The following is a 19,185-nucleotide window of genomic DNA, read 5'->3' as shown; positions in this document are numbered from 1 at the left end:
TTGTAGTATTTTATAATATTACTTCTTGCGGACCACAAGTTAACATTACGATATCGGAATATTAACTTGTGATCTGCAAATATTTCTATATAGAAATAAACGCCGATCAATGTCAGTGATGGGCGGTGGACGATTCTGTTGTTTGTAAGCAACAGTTCGAGTTCAGAATGACACGATATCGATATCTTCTCTTTTGTCGGGTGCGCTGTGTACCGTAAGCCTCAATCATAACGACGCAGCGCCTAAGCCGCGCGATACTGGAGCCTTCGCCGAACATGACCTCTCGACGCAGACTTTTCGCAGCCACTATTCTGGCCGTGCCGATGCTGGGAAGCAGTGCGGCGGCCGTCGCCGACACACGTCCCGTCTCGACGACCCACGCGAAAACCCACAGCAAGACGTCTGCGCACGGCGCCAGGGCGAAGGCCGCTTCGACGACAGCGGCGAGTACGACGGCTCAGACGCATGGCGTAACGCCGGCTGCGGCTCCGGCGAAACGGGCGCATTTCACGAATGACGCCAACGAAGCCGTCATCGTCACCGGCACGCACAGCGCCAACCGACACGCGCGTCAGAGCGTGAGCCCTGTCACCGTCCTGACTTCCGCTGTTCTGCAGCGCTCTGGTCAGATCAATCTTGGTGACGCCCTGACGCGCACTTATCCTCAGATCAACGTGCAGCCCATGGGCAGCGATGCCGCGGCTCTGGTGTCGTCCATTCACATGCGCGGCCTCAGCTCCAATCAGGTGCTGGTGTTGCTCGACGGTAAACGCCGCCACACAACCGCTAATATCACAGCCGATTCTGGGCCGAACTTCGGCGCCACCGGCGTCGATCTCAGCATGATCCCCGCCAACATGATCGACCACATCGAAGTGCTGGAAGACGGCGCGGCGGCGATGTACGGCTCCGACGCGATCGCGGGCGTGATCAACATCATCACCAAGAAGACCGATCACGGCATCAACATGAGCGCGCAGACCGGCGCGAACGCCTACGCAGGGTCGGGCTGGCAGTATCAGCTCAACCTCGACGGCGGCATGAAGTTGGGCAAGGACGGCTATATCCACCTGTTCGGGCAGATGTCGCATTCGGACCATTTCTATGTGAATGGCGTGCATGATCATCGCCTGATCAACCAGCCCTCCTACGCAGGCGCGTCGAGCTATACGGGCCAGTCGATCCCAAGCGATTCCAACCACATCAGCAGCACGCCGGAAGAAACGCGTGAGAATTTCGGTCTGGACTGGGGCAAGCCGCTGAACGACGACGTCGAATTCTACGGCAGCATCACCTACGCTCACCGCCACTCGGAAGCGTATGAGAACTATCGCGTGCCGAACGTGGGCGGCGGCGTCGCCGAGTCAGTCTATCCATACGGCTTCTCGCCTCTGGAGACGATCGAGGAGAACGACTACGCCGCGACGGTCGGGGCCAAGGGCGACAATTTCCTTGGCTTCGAATGGGACGTTTCTTCGACGTACGGCGCCGATTACGACAAGGTCGGCAACAAGAACACGATCAATACCGGCGTTCTGGCCTCGACCTGTTCGACCGACGCGTCGAGTTCGTACTATTCCAGTGTTGGTTGCGGCACCAGCCCCACCACCGCGCGGGCTGAGAGCTACTCCATGGCGCAGTGGACAAACAACCTCGATTTCCGCCGCCACTTCAACATCGGCCATGTCGTGCCCATGACGCTCGCTTTCGGCATGGAGCAGCGCATGGAATCCTACCAGATCTGGGCAGGTAACCCGTACTCTTACGTGCTTGGCGGCACGCAGGGTTATGCAGGCCTTGCGCCGCAGAACGCTGGTAAGTGGTATCGCGACATCTGGGCGTGGTACATGGACGGCGACTTCCACTTCACCAAGAAGTGGGAGATGGATTTCGCGGGCCGCTTCGAACACTACACCGACGTCGGCGACACCGAGAACGGCAAGATCTCGACGCGTTACGACTTCACCAAGCGCATCGGCGTCCGTGCGACGATCAGCACCGGCTTCCGCGCCCCGACCCTGGCCGAAGAGCATTTCAGCGCCATGAACGTGTCGCCCACAGGCGCCTCCGGCCTTCTGGCCGCCAATTCCAGCGCTGCAAGAACGCTGGGTTCGCCGGGCCTGAAGCCTGAGCGCTCCACCAGTGAGAGCGGCGGCATCGTGCTGGAGCCGATCAATGGCCTGCATGTCGAAGCCGACGTCTATCAGATCAACATTCGTGACCGCATCGTTCAGGGCGGAACCGTCAACGGCCAGACCGCCATCGACGCGATTCAGGACATGGGATTTTCCCTGCCTGGAAACAGCTACAGCGCCAGCGGCGTCAGCGCGTATTATCTTGCGAACGGCGCCAGCACCCGCACGCAGGGTCTGGACATCAAGGCCGACTACACGTTCCATATGCAAAAGCATGGCAACCTGATGCTGAGTATGGCGCTTGATCTCAACCGCACGCGCCTGCATCACAACGGCATCGGCTCCACCGGCAAGCAGCTTCTGAACGCACAGAACATCGGCTACATCACCACGGCTTATCCGCGCAGCAAGATCATCCTGAATGCGTTTTACACCGTTGGAAACTGGGATGTGAACGTGCGCCAGACCCGTTACGGTCAGACGACGAACATGCTGACCTATCAGGACTGGGCCTATCCGAAGACGCTCCAGTACAGCGTCGATCAGTTCCAGAAGTTCGAAAACTCCCCGCACTGGCTGACGGATATTGAAGTTGGCTACCGCTTCAACAAGAACTGGCATCTGGCCGTCGGCGTGAACAACATCTTCAACGTTCGTCCGCGCCGCGTGTCGCAGATCGTCAACTACCTCGGTTCGCGTGCCTATGACACGGCGTCCATGCAGATCCCGATGACGGGCGGCTACTATTATGGTCGCGTGAACGCTTCCTTCTGAAGCGCCATCGTTCCTGCCGCAGGTTTGAAACCGGTCAGCCGCAAGGCTGGCCGGTTTCTCTTTGTGAAAAGCAATGGTGTTGTTTTCCTGATTGCCTACATCGTCTGTTTCGGTGATGCGAAGATTCTGTTGCTTGGTGGCAACAGTTCGAGTTCAGAATGACACGGTATCGATATATTCTCTTTTGCTTGATGCTCTCTTTAACGTAAGCCTGAGGCATCACGACGCAGCGCCAAGCTGCGCGATACTGGAGCCTCCGCCGAAAATGACCTCTCGACGCAGACTTTTCGCCGCCACTATCCTTGCAGTGCCCATGCTCGGGAGCAGCATGGCGGCCGTCGCCGACACGCGTCCTGCTTCGACGACCCACGCGAAAACCCACAGCAAGACGTCTGCGCACGGCGCCAAGGCGAAGGCCGCTTCGACGACAGCGGCGAGCACGACCGCCCCGGCGAGTGGCGTAGCCCCGGCTGCAGCTCCGGTGAAGCGCGCGCATTTCACGAATGACGCCAACGAAGCTGTCATCGTGACCGGCACGCACAGCGCCAACCGCCATGCCCGCCAGAGCGTGAGCCCTGTCACCGTCCTGACTTCCGCTGTTCTGCAGCGTTCGGGTATGATCAATCTCGGGGATGCGCTGGTGCGCACCTATCCCCAGATCAACGTTCCGACGATGGGCGCGGACGCTGCGGCGCTGGTGTCGGCGATCAACATGCGTGGCCTCAGCGCAAACGAAGTTCTGGTTCTGTTTGATGGCAAACGCCGTCACACGACGGGCAACTTCACTGCGGATTCTGGACCGAACTTCGGCACGACCGGCGTCGATCTCAGCATGATCCCGGCCAACATGATTGATCATATCGAAGTGCTGGAAGACGGCGCTGCGGCGATGTATGGCTCGGACGCCATCGCGGGTGTGGTCAACATCATCACCAAGAAGACCGATCACGGCATCAACATGAGCGCCCAGACCGGCGCCAACGCTTATGCCGGGTCGGGCTGGCAGTATCAGCTCAACCTCGACGGCGGCATGAAGCTCGGCAAGGACGGCTATATCCATCTGTTCGGGCAGGTGTCGCACACGGACCATTTCCTGGCGAGCGGCGCGCATGATCATCGTCTGACTGGCAACCAGCCATCCTATGCGGACGCCGCCAGCTATACTGGTCAGTCGATTCCCAGCAATTCCAACCACATCATGAGCACGCCGGAAGAGACGCGCGAGAACTTCGGTCTGGACTGGGGCAAGCCGCTGAACGACGACGTCGAGTTCTACGGCAACATCACCTACGCTCATCGACATTCGGAAGCGTATGAAAACTACCGCGTTCCGAATGTCGGCGGCGGTGTCGCGGAATCAATTTTCCCCTACGGCTTCTCGCCGCTGGAGACGATTGAGGAGAACGACTACTCGGCCACCGTTGGTGCGAAGGGCGACAATTTCCTTGGCTTTGAGTGGGATGTGTCCTCGACCTATGGTTCGGATTACGACAAGGTCGGCAACAAGAACACAGTCAACACGGGTATGTTGCAGTCGACCTGTTCGACCGACGCGTCCAGCGCGTACTACTCGAGCGCCGGATGTGGTTACAGCCCGACCGATGCGCGGGCTGAGAGCTACGCCATGACGCAGTGGACGAACAACCTCGATTTCCGTCGCCGCTTCAACATCGGTCATGTCGTACCCATGACGCTCGCCTTCGGCATGGAGCAGCGGATGGACGCCTACCAGATATGGGCGGGAAATCCTGTTTCTTACGTTCTGGGCGGCACGCAGGGTTACGCCGGTCTTGCGCCGCAGAATTCCGGCAAATGGTATCGTGACGTCTGGGCGTGGTACATGGACGGCGACTTCCATTTCACCAAGAAGTGGGAAATGGATTTCGCAGGCCGCTTCGAGCACTACACCGACGTCGGCGACACCGAGAACGGCAAGATCTCGACGCGTTACGACTTCACCAAACGCATCGGCGTCCGCGCGACGATCAGCACCGGTTTCCGCGCCCCGACGCTGGCCGAAGAGCATTTCAGCGCCATGAACGTCTCGCCTACAGGCGCTTCGGGCCTGCTGGCCGCAAGCTCCGCATCAGCCAAGGCGCTTGGCTCACCGGGCCTGAAGCCGGAGCGTTCGATCAGCGAGAGCGGTGGCATTGTCGTAGAGCCGATCGACGGCCTGCATGTCGAGGCCGACGTCTATCAGATCAACATGCGTGATCGCATCGTTCAGGGCGGAACTGTCAACGGCCAGACCGCTATCGACGCGATCGAGTCGATGGGCTTCTCGCTGCCCGGCAACTCCTACAATGCAAACAGCGTCAGCGCGTACTATCTTGCGAACGGCGCGAGCACGCGCACGCAGGGCCTCGACATCAAGGCCGACTACACGTTCCATATGCAAAAGCACGGCAACCTGATGCTGAGCATGGCGCTTGATCTCAACCGCACGCGCCTGCACCACAACGGCATCGGCTCGACGGGTTCACAGCTTCTGAACGCGCAGAACATCGGCTACATCACCACGGCTTATCCGCGCAGCAAGATCATCCTGAATGCGTTCTACACCGTTGGAAACTGGGATGTGAACGTTCGTCAGACCCGTTACGGTCAGACCACAAACCAGATGACTTACGAGGACTGGGCGCCGACCGCCCTGCAGTATTCCGTCGATCAGTTCCAGAAGTTCGAAAACTCTCCGCACTGGCTGACCGATATCGAAGTTGGCTACCGCTTCAACAAGAACTGGCACTTGGCCGTCGGCGTGAACAACATTTTCAACGTTCGTCCGCGCCGCGTGTCGCAGATCGTCAACTATCTAGGCGCCATGCCTTACGATCAGTTCTCGATGCAGATCCCGATGACGGGCGGCTACTACTATGGCCGCGTGAACGCGTCCTTCTGAAGCGCCATCGTTCCTGCCGCAGATTTGAAACCGGTCAGCCGCAAGGCTGGCCGGTTTTTTCTTGCCCGGACAATGGACGATTTCGCTGTGCGGGAAGGCGTTCTACTTCGCGCCTTTAGATTTTCTCCTGGAATTTGTTATTGTTTTTTCGGGCGCTCAGGGGTGGTGGTTTCTGGAGGTTGTGTGTTGCGGTTCATGCGGTGATTAAAGCCTTATCTGTTCACAATGGTACACGGACAAGGTTCTGGTTTGTGGTTTTGGCCAGGCATCTTTATCCGATCAGCCAATTCCGTCTGATCGGATGATGCTCTCGTGAACGGTGTGAATATCGCTTAAATTATATCTTGCGAGTGTATTTTTACGCCCGCTTCAGAATTCGTGTCGGTCGATGACGACTCTATTTGGCTGCGGACTTGCGTTATGATGACGCTATCTCATCAGATAAAGATCGACGTACGGAGCGTCACTTCAGAGATCTGTGCGTGCGGACAGGTAAAGTCTCTCCTCCGCAACACGGTGCTTCGTAAGTATTGGTGTGGTTTGGCCGCAGTGATTTCGGCGCGCATGGCGAGGGCCTTTAAACCGACGAAATTTTTCAGGCCTGAGCGGCGGCGAGCGCTGTCGAGTCGAAGACGACGTCAAAGACGTCGTTCTCTCGACCGCTGGATATGCCGAGCCAACTTGTCCAGCCCAGACGCGCCTCACCGATGCGCGCGTCGGGCACCTCATCACTCTTAACCGAGAGAGTCACTGCAGCTTCTGCCTGATCGTCCAGATACGCGGTGACGACGCCGAGCGCTTCCTGCAATCTTTTTCTGTCAGGCAACAGAGATTCGAAGTCCGTGTATGACAGCGGACCGATCACGATGTTAATGCGCGTGTTAACGTCCCAGGTCTGTTGTCCTATGGCTGCGTCGACGCCCAGTTGCGAGAACTGCCCGTCTCGCCCGGGAGCGGGAAGGGCGCTCTGCTGATCCGGGTCGAGCGTGCGCCAGACGCCGGAGAATTGCTCTATCTGGACGTTGGTCGCCAGCCATTCTCGCAGAAGAGACGCCAAACGTTCGCTGGATCGCGGCCATGACGCGAACGTTCCCGAAAAATACAGCAATTGCAAAGGCGAGATCGCAAGCCTTTGGCGATCGTGGTCGGATTCGTATCCTGTCAGCGCGAACAGAGCTCTCGCGAAAGCGGCTTTTTCCGGGCGGAGCCGGGGATCTTCGTGCTGTCGGTGTGGATGATATTTGGCGCCAGCTTCGGCGAACTGGGCCATGCCGCGCTGCGCCAGAACCTCCATGAACGCCGACAACGCAGGAGACCGTTTGCGATGTTCCTCGTCGACCAGCGCCGTGTAGGGACGGGGCATCGTTCCGCCATGGCCGGTAAGGCCGGAGAACGCGGTCGTGACGTCGTGTCGTCCATCCCCGCGGGCCTTGACGGAGAGAACGTCGCTGGCGGGCGTGGCGAGGCCGGGGGGAGTCTTGAACTGGACGGCGTCGGAGACGTCGCGAGAGGCGTGCGTCCGCCGGACGATTTCTACGGCGGCGTCAAAGGAAAAGCGCGTGGGTTCTTCGACAACCTGAGCAAGCAGCGAGTCGGCGAGGGTTCGGACGCCGGCCGACGTTTGGTCGTCGCGACGCTTGGCGCCGGGCGTGACGGTGGGTGTCGGGACCGTATCAGCCGAAGCGCGAGCGATGTCGGGCGTTCCGTCGTTCACAGCAGGGTCCTGTATCCGGCCCGGGCAGGGAAGCGTGCGACCGGGTCGGGACGCCCGGTGAGCCGCACGGTGGTGCGTACGAAGGTGTTGACGGTTACATGGAGCGCCAGAAACCGCTCGATCACGCTCGCCAGCAGGAACAGCCCGTCTTCGGCCCAGCGAGATGCTTCGAAGGTGAGCGTAACGTCGAGTCCGCGGCAGAAGCTGCCGAGTTTTCCGCCGGGCGGGCGGGCGATCGCATCTCGCGCGTCAACTGAGACGAGGCTGGAGATCGCGACGGCGGTCTGTTCGCTTCGGCGCATGTCGTACAGGCTGAGAATTTCGCGGAGGGAGGCCGCCGCCTGAGGGCCGCCGACCAGAGAGAGTCGCCCGAGCGTCAGATGCGAGATCAGGCGCCAGTTGTTGCGCAGGCGCAAATCCGCCCGCCAGCTTTGGGTCGGTGGGAGCAGGCAGTCGATGGCCGTAACACTGCCAAGCCCTTCTGTCGGTTGCAGCGATTGGCTGGAGCCGCCGAATGGCAGGCGCGAGGGGAGCGCGCCGTTGGTCAGCAGCGCGTCTATAGACAGGAGGCGGTCCGCGTTTTCCGGCGCGTCGAGTTGCAAGTCTATCGGCGCCAGTCGTGTTTCTGTGCCCTGCGCGACGAATTCCGACGCACGACGGATCAGCGTGTAGACGCCCGCGGAATCGCCTGCGTCGTGCGCGAGTTCCTGATAAAGTGGGCGCCAGGGGCGCGTCGATCCGTCAGGCTCGATCTCGCGCACGCTTTGGACTTGCCAGATCTCGTAAGCTTCCGGGTGAGCGAGGTCGGCGTCGATGGGATAGTCGGTCTGGGTGTGCGTCAGACGAAGCGGTTCGCATTGGCCCGGAAAAAGATTGACGATCGGCGCACAGCCCAGCTTGAGCGCGTCCGGGCGGAGGTTGCGTTGCAACTCCGGAAATGATCGGTCGAAATAAATGAAAAGATCGATCTTGTTCTTGTCGGAGACCACCGTGCGGGCGTCGAGGCCGTCTATGTCGATGAACAGGAATTTTTCGGGCAGTGCGAAATATTCCGTCAGAAGCCGGAAGCCTACGAACGAGCGTTCAGGCCATGGCAGCAACGCCTCTTCCGGCGAAAAACCTGCGGGTTGTAATTGCGACGGCGTGAGCAGGGTGGGTCGGACGTCGTTTGGACCGTCCGCGAGCGCCACGCCGATGGTGTGCTGGCACAGCAGTTCGTAAAGCTGTATGGCTTGCGCAGGGGAGCCGTGGATAAAAAATCTCAGACGAGACGGTGCGATTTCGTCGAACCGCGCCTGCGGGTCCGTCAGGGAGAGCGTCACCCGCAGGCAACTCGTCGCCAGATGGGAGGCCGGATGCGTCGGCGCGTCGATCGGCGTGCCCATCAAGCGTGCGTCATGGGCGCGTATTGGCCAGACCTCGATTGGCATGGTCGTGCGGAAGCGACAGCGCACGTCGTCGAGGGCGCCGGTCTGCAATTCGGAACCGGAGGCTACTGGCAGGGGCGTTTTCGCATCCGGCATGCAGAAGAACTGCGCCACCGACGACGACGGGACCGGCGCGAGATAATGCGGGTATAGAATGTTCAGCAGTGCGTCGGTCAGTTCCGGGTAATCGTCGTCCAGACGCTGCTGCGTTCTGGCGGAGAGAAACGCCACGCCCTCCAGCAACCGCTCCACGTGGGGGTCGTCGACGGTGTCGCGCGTCAGTCGCAGCCGTTGTGCGATCTTCGGATGGTCGTCGGCGAACTGTGCGGCGAGGTCGCGGATCGCTTCGAGTTCGCGCTGATAGGCGCTGGTTAGGTCGTTCGGCATCGATCAGACTTCGCGTTGCGGGGTCAGCGTCACGTTCTCGCGTGAGGGTGAGATCGCCGTATCATAACGCACGTATTCAGGTTCCGGGTCCACAAGCAGGTAGGCTTCCACCATCAAGGGTATCACCGCGCTCAGTGGCGCATTATCCGGTAGCAGCGACACCCGGACGTTGATCAGCCGGGGCTCGAAGCGGCGTATGGTCGCCTCGATTTCGCGGCGTACGGCCTCGCGTTCCTCCTGATTGGACATGACGTTCGCCGTGACGTCGATCATCCCGTAACCCATTGGAGAAACGGCGAGGCTGAAACCCGTTTTCGGCGGAAGCGCCCACGGGCGTCGGGCGTTGAGCAGAAGCTCCAGGTCTCGCTGCACAGAGCGTTGGAGCGCTGCAAGGCTTTCCCCCGTCCCCAGCGGACGCTCGGTCTCTCGTTCCGGATGCTCGTCCATCAGGCGGTCGAGCACCGATAACGTGACGCGTGACGCTTTGGGACGCGGCGATCTCATGAGAACTCGAGCGTTCCCAGTTCCATGACGTCGAGAGGCTCGTCTCCGACAAGGAACATGCGGCGGCCAACGCCGCGCACGGGCTCGTCTTCGGTCCATTCGGTCGAGCGGCCGAGACGCAGGGCGTCGTCATCAGACGACGTGGTCAGCGGGTAGGTCGCGGGAATGTAGACGTCGCCTTCGGGGCCGTTGCGCACCATCGCGGTGCAGCGGCGCCAGTAGAGGTCGCGCGGGCGGACGGGGTCGTGAAAATGCAGGCTGATCAGAGATTCGTTTGGAATCCAGAAATATTTTCCGGTCGAGGTCAGCAGTTCCGTCGTTCCACCGATGATGTCGTCAGCGTCGCGGAAATCGTCGAATGTGGTCGTGTCGGCGCCAGCGATGCGTTCGCCCGTCGGATGGGGGCGTGCGCTTTCGGCGGCTTGAGCGGCGGCTTGTGCGCTGGCGTCATCGCCGGATCGCAGCGCCGTCAGCGCGCGCAACGACTCCTGCTGAACCGCTGTCGGCTCATGCAGAAACTCCGGCAGCGCGCCATCGGCGAAGACGGCGCGACGCTGGGTCTCGGCGCGGAGCAACTGTCGAAACTCAGCAGCGATAAGAGCAGCTTTCGGTTCGATAGATTCGATTGCCGTCAGCATGGTCTCCGCGCGCTGCAGATCGCCGCTGAACAGGGCGAGTTCGGCGAGCAGGAGACGCGGCGCGGCTGCGGCCGGGTTGGCCTTGACGGCGGCGACTGCGGCGGACATGGCGCCGGACAGATCTCCGCGCTGAAACAGGGCGTCGGCAGTTTCCGTGGTCATGCGGGTTTGTCCTTTTTGGTGGTGAGGGCGACGCCGCCAGGCGTCCCGCCATCGGGAGCCAGATTGGTCACCAGACGAAACGTCGTGGAGACATCGTCAAGTTGGTAATGCGGCTGCAGGTGAATGACGCAGTGATATTCGCCAGGGCGGCCTGTTGTTTCGGAAACTTCCACCGCGCTTGACAGAAGGGGAAAGCGCGCGCGGCTTTCACGGGAAGCCATTGTGCTCATGTTACAGTAATGGCCCAGCCATTTTTGAAGTTCCCGCTTGATTTCGTCGGACGAGGCGTAACGTCCGACCATGTCTCGGCCGAGCATCTTGATGTGGTGCGCGAAGCGACAGACGCACAGCAGCGCATTGATTTCCGCCGAAAGACGCCGGTTGGCGGCCGTTGGCGTGGGGACGCCGGAGCCGGGAGGCGTGTATTGCAAGCTGGAAACCGACGCAAAAGCGGCTTCGCCGTACGGAAGCGTGTTGAGGGCCATGAAGCCCGACAACGCCAGCGCGCGCTCCTGCTGGTCGGTGAAGGATATTTCGGTCGAGGCGCGTGGAAGCTGCGTCGTCGCTCCAAATACGAATGGATCGCGCGGGGCGTCGAGCACCACGCCGCCACTACTCGCGCCCGGCGTTACGCCGCGAATGTCAGCGGGCCATCGGAACTCAGTCTGGGCGCGGACAACGTTACGGGCCAACGCGTAACCGGCGGAGAACCAGCTACGCTCACGCTCCGTCGGGGCGTACTCGACATGTCGCCCACGAGTGGTCGCGCGCGTCCACGGCGCGCGGGCGAGGATGCGTGGCATGGTGACGCAGATGAAGCGGGAATCTTCCGACTGCGTGACGGAGTTCCAGCGCCGGTGCTCTTCGTTCGAGACGACGACCGCAATTTCCCGCGCGAGGGCCAGCTCGGAGAACTGATCGACGTCGAACAGACGCGGGGATGCGGCGGCCACCATTGGGACGAACGCGGCTGCGGCGATCGCGGCAAGGCGCTTGAGCATCATGACGTCGTCGGTGGGCGCCTCGCCTGCAAGGCCGCGAGGCCCGGCCCGGTGGGCCAGTTCGTAATCGAAAACGATCAGACCATAAGGCTGACCGCCCGGATGTCCGAATTCGCTTTCATAGATCAGCTTGAACAGCGAGGACTGATCGAATTCGAGCGCTCTTTCCAGATCACGGGAGATTTCGCGTCGTCGGGCGGGGAAAACGCGCGCGATGACGCGCGCCTGCGGCTCTATGGCGGACACCAGCCAAAGGAGCCCGCGCCACGAACCTTCCAGTCGTTGAAATGTCGGGTGATGCAGAATGGCGTCCGTCTGGCGGCGGAGAGCTGCGTCGATGGCGGCGACGTCGCGATCGATGCGGCCCCGGAGCAGCGTCTTGATCTGGTCGCGACCCATGCCCAGCAGCGTCGCTGCGGGAGGCAACGCGCCGCCGAACCATAGGGCCAGCGCCTGGGTATCGTCGCGCAGGAAATCTTCGAACGCGGAAAAGTCGAAATCCCGCCGCGTATGCGCCCCGCCAAGAAGCGCTTCCCGAAGCGCGGGGGCCGCGCTCGGCTCCGAAGAGCCGGCCGCGGCCCCCGCCCGGGGAGGTTCAGTGAGGGCGGGCGCGCTCATTCAGCCTGTGTCAGGTCCGCTCGGGGATACGGGCGACGAGACGCATGCTGGTGGTCAGTTCCTCAAGCTGCAGCCAGGGGCGCAGATACGCAACGGCGTTGTAGGCGCCGGGACGTCCGGGAATTTCCTGAACGGCCACGCGTCCTTCACGCAGCGGGAACTTCGCCTTCGCCTCCGGTCCGACCGCGTCAGAGGCGTTGACGTACCGCTGAATCCACTTGTTCAGCCACGCTTCGCAATCCTCCACTTCCATGAAGGATCCGATCTTGTCGCGCGCCATCACCTTCAGATAATGCGCGAAACGGCTGGTGGCCATGAGGTAGGGGAGACGCGCGGAGATCGCCGCGTTCGCGGTCGCTGCGGGAAGGTCGTAGGTCTTGGGTCGCTGCGTGGTCTGCGCGCCGAAGAACACAGCGTAGTCTTCGTTCTTGTAATGGCACAGCGGCAGGAAGCCGAGGTTGGACAACTCGTTTTCGCGTCGGTCGGTGATGCCGATTTCCGTCGGGCACTTGGCGTCCATGTCGCCGTCATCCGACTGGAAGATATGCTGCGGAAGATCGTCGACCAGACCGCCATTTTCCTTGCCGCGAATGGTCGTGCAGAAACCGGTGCGGGCGAATGCTTCCGTCAGGCGCGTGCCCATCACATAGGCTGCATTCATCCAGCAATATTCGTTATGAGGCAGCGCCAGAGGCTTGCCGTCGGGCGCACGCGGCGCTTCCTCGTAGGCGAACTCGTCGACGGCCTTCACGCCCTCTCCATAAGGCAGGCGGCTGAGCACGCGCGGCATTACCAGAGAGACGAAACGGCTGTCTTCGCTATCGCGGAAGCCGCGCCATTTCAGGTATTCGACCGTGTCGAATACCTTGGCGAGATCGCGCGGACGGGAGAGTTCCGTCCAGTCGTTGAAGCCGAACATGCCGGCGCCCGCCGCGGAGATGAACGGCGCGAACGCGGCGGCGGCGACGTGGCTCACCTCACGCAGCGTCTCGATATCTTCCGGGGTGTTGGACCACTCGTAGTCGCCGATCAGGGCGCCGTAGGGCTCGCCGCCCGGCGTGCCGAACTCGTTCTCGTAAATCTTGCGGAACAGCAGGGACTGGTCGAACTCGACCACACGGGTCAGGTCGCGATGAAGTTCCCGCTTCGTCGCGTTCACCACACGGATTTTCAGGTTGTTGCTGGTTTCGCTGTTCTTGACCAGATACTGCAGGCCGCGCCAGCTGCCCTCAAGCTTGAGGAAGCGCGGATCGTGCATGATCGCGTTGAGCTGCGTCGACATCGCTTCGTCGAGCGCCGTCACGGCGCGTTCGATGGTGCGCGTCAGGTTGCGATCGAAGGACACGACGCCCTTGCCAGCTTCCTCGACCAGCGTGCGCACGAGTTCCGCTGCGCGGTCGGGCTCGGTCTGGCGGGTGGCTGCGACGACCTGCGAGAGAATGCTGGTCGAGGATTCCGTGGTCTGGGCGGGGGCGGATTGCTGAGAGGCATTGGTCTCGGACATTGATCAATCCTCCTTCTTTTTCGAAAGTTCGGCGCTGAGGGCCTCGAGTTCGTTCTGGTCCTTCAGGATGCGCTCAAGGAGCAGTTCCAGCTCTTCGGAGCGATCAGCCTTGCTCATCAGGTCGCGAAGCCTGTTGCGCGTCTCCAGTAGGGCCTTCAGCGCGGGAACCTGATCAACGATTCGGCCTGGCTCAAAATCCTCGATGCTATTGAACGCCAGATCGACGGCCATTTCCTTGTCGCCGCCTGCGAGCGTATTGGCGACTTTCAGCTTCAGGCCCGGCGCCATGCGCTGCATGACTTCGTCGAAATTGTCGCGGTCGATCTGGGTGAAGCGCCGCTCGGCGAAGGGACGCAGCGGCTTGGTCGGATCACCCGAGAAATCGCCGACCACGCCGACGACGAAAGGCAGCTCCCGGATCACCTCGGCTCCCTCGGTCTCCACCTGATAGGTGATGTGGACGCGAGGACGACGGACACGGGCCAATTTATCGTGAATACTTCCGCTCACTCGACTGCTCCATTTCTTTTGCGGCGATCGTTCGTCCGACCGCTTGCGTGATTAAAACTCAGGCGTCGGGGGTCTGGATGCCCAACCGCGTCATGATGTCGGCGCGCGACGCGCCGTCGGCGACGATTTCGAGCAACAGCTCAGGCAGTGTCATGCGCGCCCTGCGCACGGCGTCCTCAAGCGTGTAGCTGAATGGTGAATTCGGCTCCCGTTCCCGGAAGAGGGCGGCAATCTTCAGCGCCTCGTCAAGGAGGTCTTCCCGGGTCAGCTGTTTCGGCGCCGCCTGACCGCCCGCCGTCTCGACGGCCTCCGCGTCGTCGATCGACAATTCGGATTCCTCCTCCGCCTCGACAGTTTCCGGCGCGAGTTCGTTCGACGGCACGTATCGTGCCGCAACCTGGGCCAGGTCGTCGAGGATGCGGGTTACGCGGGTCATCGACGGCGTTTCGGGAAGCGTGTCGGTCGTTTCGTGGATCGTCTCCAGCGTCGTGCGGAAATCGTGCCAGGCGGTGCGCGCGAACGCGGCCTCACGACCGACAGTGGCGAGCTGCGCCCGCCCCGAAGTCTTGGCTGCGGCGTCCATCACAGCGAAGGTCGGCAGGGCGGCTGCTTTCGCAGAGGGTTTAGTGTTGGCTGGAAGCGCCGAAATTTCCCGCGCCCGCTCGTATTGCCAAAGCGTGACCGGCGTGCCGTCCGGAAGCAGGAACAGTTCGGTCTTGCGCAAAGGCTGGATCAACGAACCGTCTTTTTCTCCGCCGCTCAGCCCTGTGACGGCGAAGGTTCGCGCCTCCGGGTCGTCCGCTTCAAGGTGCGGATAGAGCCCGGCGTCCCAGAATGAGGCGGCCAGTGCAGTCATGATGCGCGCACCGAGCGCGAGTCCGAAAAGCCCGGACTGGCGGGTAAGGGCCTCGGTCAGCCAGCAGGCTACCTCAAGGTCCTTGGTCATCCCGGTCAGCGCTTCTTCTGCGAGTTCCGTCACCGTCGCCCACGCGGGACCGGCGGCCGCGGCCAAGGCAGGATCGTCGTCGAGGCTCCGTTCCTGTTCCCGAGCTTCGGAGCGGGCGTCCCGCAAGCGTGAATACAGAGACGTGGGAGCGATGTTTTCGCGCAAATCCACCCCGCAGGGCGCTTCGTCGCTGAGCGGGGCGGCTATCCTCTCCAGAAGCTGTTCGTGACTGGAGTCGAGCATGCCGATGGGTCGTGCCTTTCACGCAATAAGCCGCCGATGCGCGTATCGCGGGACGGCGCAGCGCCATTCCGGAAATGCGTCGTCACGGCAGGCCGTTAACCTGCCCGTTTCAGGACTATGAGCATTGGGCGGCTGCGCGGCAACAAGAAAGGCGAGCATAAAAAGCTACAAATGAAACCTTTAGCCGGTGGACGCGCTGCGGGATTAGTTGGAAAGATCGATTGTAGGATAGGCGGCGTCTTGTCGCTGGAACGAAAAGTGCGGGGGTTTGCGTGACGGTAGCGATCGATTTGCAGAAGTTGATCGGCCGATTCGACGAGCTCTGCCATCGAACACTGGAAGCGGCGGCCGGGGCAGCGATGTCCCGCAGCCACTACAACGTCGAGATCGAACACTGGCTGCTTCAGCTCCTTCGCAGCGAAGGCTCGGACCTCGATCTGATCGTCACGCGCTCGGATATCGATCCGGGTCGCCTCGCAGCGGGTCTTAATCACGCGTTGGACCGGCTATCGACCGGCAATGGTCGCGGTCCGGCGCTGTCTCCCGATCTTGTGGCTGTGGTCAAGGACGCCTGGCTGGTTGCGTCGATCGACATGGGAATGGCCGCACTGCGATCAGGACATCTTCTCTGCGCCTGCCTCTCCGATGAATCCATTGCCCGACGTCTGCATGCAGCCTGTCCCGATCTGCGCGCGCTGCTGCCCGATGTGGTGAAGCGTGATTTCGCGCGCCTGACCGAAGGTGGGGTTGAACGGACTTCTTATGCGCTGGACGGCGACGCGCCTGAAGGCGGTGATGCTGCGGGACAGCCTGGCCGCGCGTCGGCGACGCCGTCTCTGGACAAATTTACGACCGACCTCGTGGCGCGCGCCCGGGCCGGGCGGATTGACCCGATTCTGGGGCGCGACGCGGAAATCCGACAGGTCGTCGATATTCTGACCCGCCGCAGGCAGAACAATCCGATTCTCACCGGCGAGGCCGGGGTCGGCAAGACCGCAGTGGTCGAGGGGCTGGCGCTGCGAATCGCTGAGGGCGACATTCCTGAGGCGCTCGCCGATGTTTCGGTCCGCACGCTCGACCTGGGGCTTTTGCAGGCGGGCGCGGGCGTCAAGGGCGAGTTCGAGAACCGCCTGCGCGCCGTCATAGACGAAGTGCAGGGAAGCGCGACGCCAATCATCCTGTTCATTGATGAAGCGCATACGCTGATCGGCGCTGGTGGTCAGGCGGGTCAGGGCGATGCGGCCAATTTGCTCAAACCGCCGCTGGCGCGCGGGGAGTTGCGGGTGATCGCGGCGACCACCTGGGCCGAATACAAGAAGTATATAGAGAAAGATGCCGCTTTGGTGCGGCGTTTCCAGGTCGTGAAGGTCGAGGAACCCAGCGTCCCGGTCGCGACCGACATGTTGCGTGGTCTCGTGCCGGTGCTGGAGAAGCACCACAAGGTTCGTATTCTGGATGAGGCGACCGCTGCAGCGGTGTCGCTGTCCGCCCGTTATATCCCGGATCGCCAGCTGCCGGACAAGGCTGTCAGCCTGATTGACACCGCCTGCGCGCGTGTGGCGATGAGCCAGAGCACGACCCCGGCCCTGATCGAGGGACGCAGGCGTCGTCTTGCTGCGATCGAGGCCGAGCGACGGATGCTGGAGCGTGAGGGTTTGTCGGGAAGTCCGCACTCGGCCCGGCTGGAGGCTTTGGCTGGTGAAGAGGCGCAGCTGAACGACGATCTGGCTCAGACGGAAGCGCGTTGGGAAAAAGAGCGCGAGCTTGCGCTCAAGCTCGCCGAGGCGCGTGAAAAAGCCGAAACCGGCGTTGATGGCGCGAGCGCCGAAGAGATGCGCGAGGACGCTCTTCGTGCTGCGGAGGAGTTGCGCGCCATTCAGGGCGAGCACCCGATGGTGTTTCCCATGGTCGACGCGCAGGCTGTCGCCGAAATCGTTGAGAACTGGACGGGGATTCCCGCCGGCCGGATGCGCTCGGATGAGGTCGAGGCGATTCTGCATCTGGAAGCGCGGTTGCAGGAGCGTGTTGTCGGGCAGGATCACGCGTTGCACGCGGTCGCCGAGGCGATCCGCGTCTCGCGCGCCGGCCTGACCGATCCACGCAAGCCAGTCGGCGTGTTCCTGATGGTTGGGACGTCCGGCGTCGGCAAAACGGAAACGGCGACGGCGCTTGCGGATCTGTTGTATGGCGGCTCGCAAAGCCTGACGACGATCAACATGACCGAGTTCAAGGAAGAACATAAGGTCAGCCTGCTGATGGGCAGCCCACCCGGCTATGTCGGGTATGGCGAGGGTGGCGTGTTGACGGAGGCCGTGCGGCGGCGCCCGCATTCGGTGCTGCTGCTCGATGAGCTGGAAAAAGCGCATCCCGGCGTACAGGACGTGTTTTTCCAGGTGTTCGACAAAGGCGCGATGAAGGACGGGGAGGGGCGGGACATCGATTTCCGCAACACCATCATCATCATGACGACGAACGCCGGAACGGGCCTTATAGACACGTTATTCTCGGACCCGGACACTGCGCCGGACGCAGCAGGGCTCGCGGAGGCGCTGCGCGAAGAAATGCTCAAGCACTTCAAGGCGGCGTTCCTCGGGCGCGTGACGATGGTTCCGTATCTGCCGCTCGGTCCCGATACGCTGGCGAAAATCGTGACGTTGCAACTCGACAAGGTCGTGCGTCGCGTGGCGCAGGTTCACGGAGTGGCGCTGTCGATTTCGGAGGCGGTGCGCGAAGAATTGCTGCGTCAATCTGGTGTTTCGGCCAGCGGCGCGCGTGCGATCGAGCAGACGATAGCCGGGCGCATTTTGCCGACGCTGTCCCGGTTGCTGCTCGTTCGCGCGCGCAATGACTCTGCGTCTCATGCGACGCTGGACTGGCGGGACGGAGAATATGTCGCCGTGTTGAAGGACGTCGTTCCAGCGTAAGCGAAAGTAGTGGCGATATTCTTGCTTTCGCAGTTGCGCGAAATGAAAGATTGTCGCCTTGTCGAGGGCTGCTTTTTCGGTTCTCTTCTCAGACTTTGATTTTTTTGGAACGAATTTTACATTGGTAACGTGAATTCGGGCGACGGGGCGGCGTTCGTGTTGCTAAGTGTAAGGGCCCACCAGATGTGGCCACCGAGCGGTGAGACAAAGATTGTCAGGAGCATAGAAAACCATGGCTATTTACATGAAATTCCCCAGCGCTACCGGTAACGTCACGGAGCAGGCCCACACAGACTGGATCGAGGTCCTGGACTCGCAGTGGAGCACCTCGCGTAGCATCCGCAGCGCCGTCGGCGTCGGCAGCAACCGTGAATCGTCGTCCGCGTATGTCAGCGAACTGACGGTCACCAAGTACATTGATAACGCCAGCCACCCGCTGACGGTCGCCGCTTTCAAGGGCATGCCCGCCGCCGAAGTGCAGATCGACTTCACGCGCACGGATCACTCGGGCGAGACGATTTTTCGCACGATCACCCTGGAAGAGGTGATCATTTCCAGTCTGGTGAACTCCGGTCACAATCAGGACCGCCCGACGGAAACCCTGTCGTTCAACTTCTCCAAGATCAGCGTGATGGACGCGCCGGAACTCAAGGACGGCAGCACGTCCAGCCAGACCGTTATCTTCGACCTCACCACGTCCAACGTCGCCTGAGGTTGCTATTGAGCTGACCCCGGTCGCAGGCTACGCCTTGCGCCGGTGGTTGGCTCGTCTGTTCTTGTTCTTGTGAGGTATAGGTAT

12 protein-coding genes are annotated in these 19,185 nt (G+C 61.5%); 4 read left to right on the top strand and 8 right to left on the bottom strand.

Features of this window, described 5'->3' with window-relative positions:
• Window positions 1–275 precede the first annotated feature (275 nt).
• Window positions 276–2,909 (top strand): TonB-dependent receptor plug domain-containing protein, encoded by a 2,634-nt coding sequence (locus tag G442_RS0107220; protein WP_026397450.1) that lies wholly within the window; start codon window positions 276–278, stop codon window positions 2,907–2,909.
• 265 nt (window positions 2,910–3,174) lie between these two features.
• Window positions 3,175–5,808, top strand: coding sequence for a TonB-dependent receptor plug domain-containing protein (locus G442_RS0107210; RefSeq protein WP_026397449.1), 2,634 nt, complete (start codon window positions 3,175–3,177; stop codon window positions 5,806–5,808).
• 595 nt (window positions 5,809–6,403) lie between these two features.
• On the opposite strand, the gene tssG is transcribed toward G442_RS0107210, so the two are convergent.
• From tssG to tssA, 8 genes are read right to left on the bottom strand one after another with little or no spacing between them, the layout of a single operon-like run.
• Complete coding sequence (tssG, locus tag G442_RS0107205; protein WP_026397448.1) at window positions 6,404–7,522, bottom strand: type VI secretion system baseplate subunit TssG; 1,119 nt, start codon at window positions 7,520–7,522, stop codon at window positions 6,404–6,406.
• Window positions 7,519–9,336, bottom strand: coding sequence for a type VI secretion system baseplate subunit TssF (gene tssF / locus G442_RS0107200; RefSeq protein ID WP_026397447.1), 1,818 nt, complete (start codon window positions 9,334–9,336; stop codon window positions 7,519–7,521). Before tssF ends, tssG begins: the two co-directional genes overlap by 4 nt.
• 3 nt (window positions 9,337–9,339) lie before the next feature.
• The gene (gene tssE, locus G442_RS21305) at window positions 9,340–9,840 is read right to left on the bottom strand and encodes a type VI secretion system baseplate subunit TssE (RefSeq protein ID WP_051292070.1); all 501 of its coding nucleotides are present in this window, start codon (window positions 9,838–9,840) and stop codon (window positions 9,340–9,342) included.
• Entirely contained in the window at window positions 9,837–10,640 is an 804-nt protein-coding gene (locus G442_RS0107190) for a type VI secretion system accessory protein TagJ (RefSeq protein ID WP_026397446.1), read from the bottom strand. The genes tssE and G442_RS0107190 overlap by 4 nt, the downstream gene beginning before the upstream one ends.
• Entirely contained in the window at window positions 10,637–12,259 is a 1,623-nt protein-coding gene (gene tssC, locus G442_RS21300; protein WP_051292069.1) for a type VI secretion system contractile sheath large subunit, read from the bottom strand. The genes G442_RS0107190 and tssC (G442_RS21300) overlap by 4 nt, the downstream gene beginning before the upstream one ends.
• Window positions 12,260–12,269: 10 nt before the next feature.
• The gene (tssC, locus tag G442_RS0107180; protein ID WP_026397445.1) at window positions 12,270–13,763 is read right to left on the bottom strand and encodes a type VI secretion system contractile sheath large subunit; all 1,494 of its coding nucleotides are present in this window, start codon (window positions 13,761–13,763) and stop codon (window positions 12,270–12,272) included.
• Between the two features lie 3 nt (window positions 13,764–13,766).
• Window positions 13,767–14,273 (bottom strand): type VI secretion system contractile sheath small subunit, encoded by a 507-nt coding sequence (tssB, locus tag G442_RS0107175; RefSeq protein WP_026397444.1) that lies wholly within the window; start codon window positions 14,271–14,273, stop codon window positions 13,767–13,769.
• Window positions 14,274–14,331: 58 nt separating this feature from the next.
• Complete coding sequence (tssA, locus tag G442_RS0107170) at window positions 14,332–15,462, bottom strand: type VI secretion system protein TssA (protein ID WP_035376327.1); 1,131 nt, start codon at window positions 15,460–15,462, stop codon at window positions 14,332–14,334.
• 272 nt (window positions 15,463–15,734) lie between these two features.
• On the opposite strand from tssA, the gene tssH reads away from it, so the two are divergent.
• On the top strand, window positions 15,735–18,386 hold the full coding sequence (tssH, locus tag G442_RS21295; protein WP_051292068.1) for a type VI secretion system ATPase TssH: 2,652 nt from the start codon (window positions 15,735–15,737) through the stop codon (window positions 18,384–18,386).
• A gap of 232 nt (window positions 18,387–18,618) precedes the next feature.
• Complete coding sequence (locus G442_RS0107160) at window positions 18,619–19,098, top strand: Hcp family type VI secretion system effector (protein ID WP_026397442.1); 480 nt, start codon at window positions 18,619–18,621, stop codon at window positions 19,096–19,098.
• The last annotated feature ends 87 nt before the right edge of the window (window positions 19,099–19,185 follow it).

Origin of the sequence: Acetobacter nitrogenifigens DSM 23921 = NBRC 105050 (assembly GCF_000429165.1) — a bacterium.
GTDB lineage: Bacteria > Pseudomonadota > Alphaproteobacteria > Acetobacterales > Acetobacteraceae > Acetobacter > Acetobacter nitrogenifigens.
This window is presented reverse-complemented; position numbering and strand designations above follow the sequence as displayed.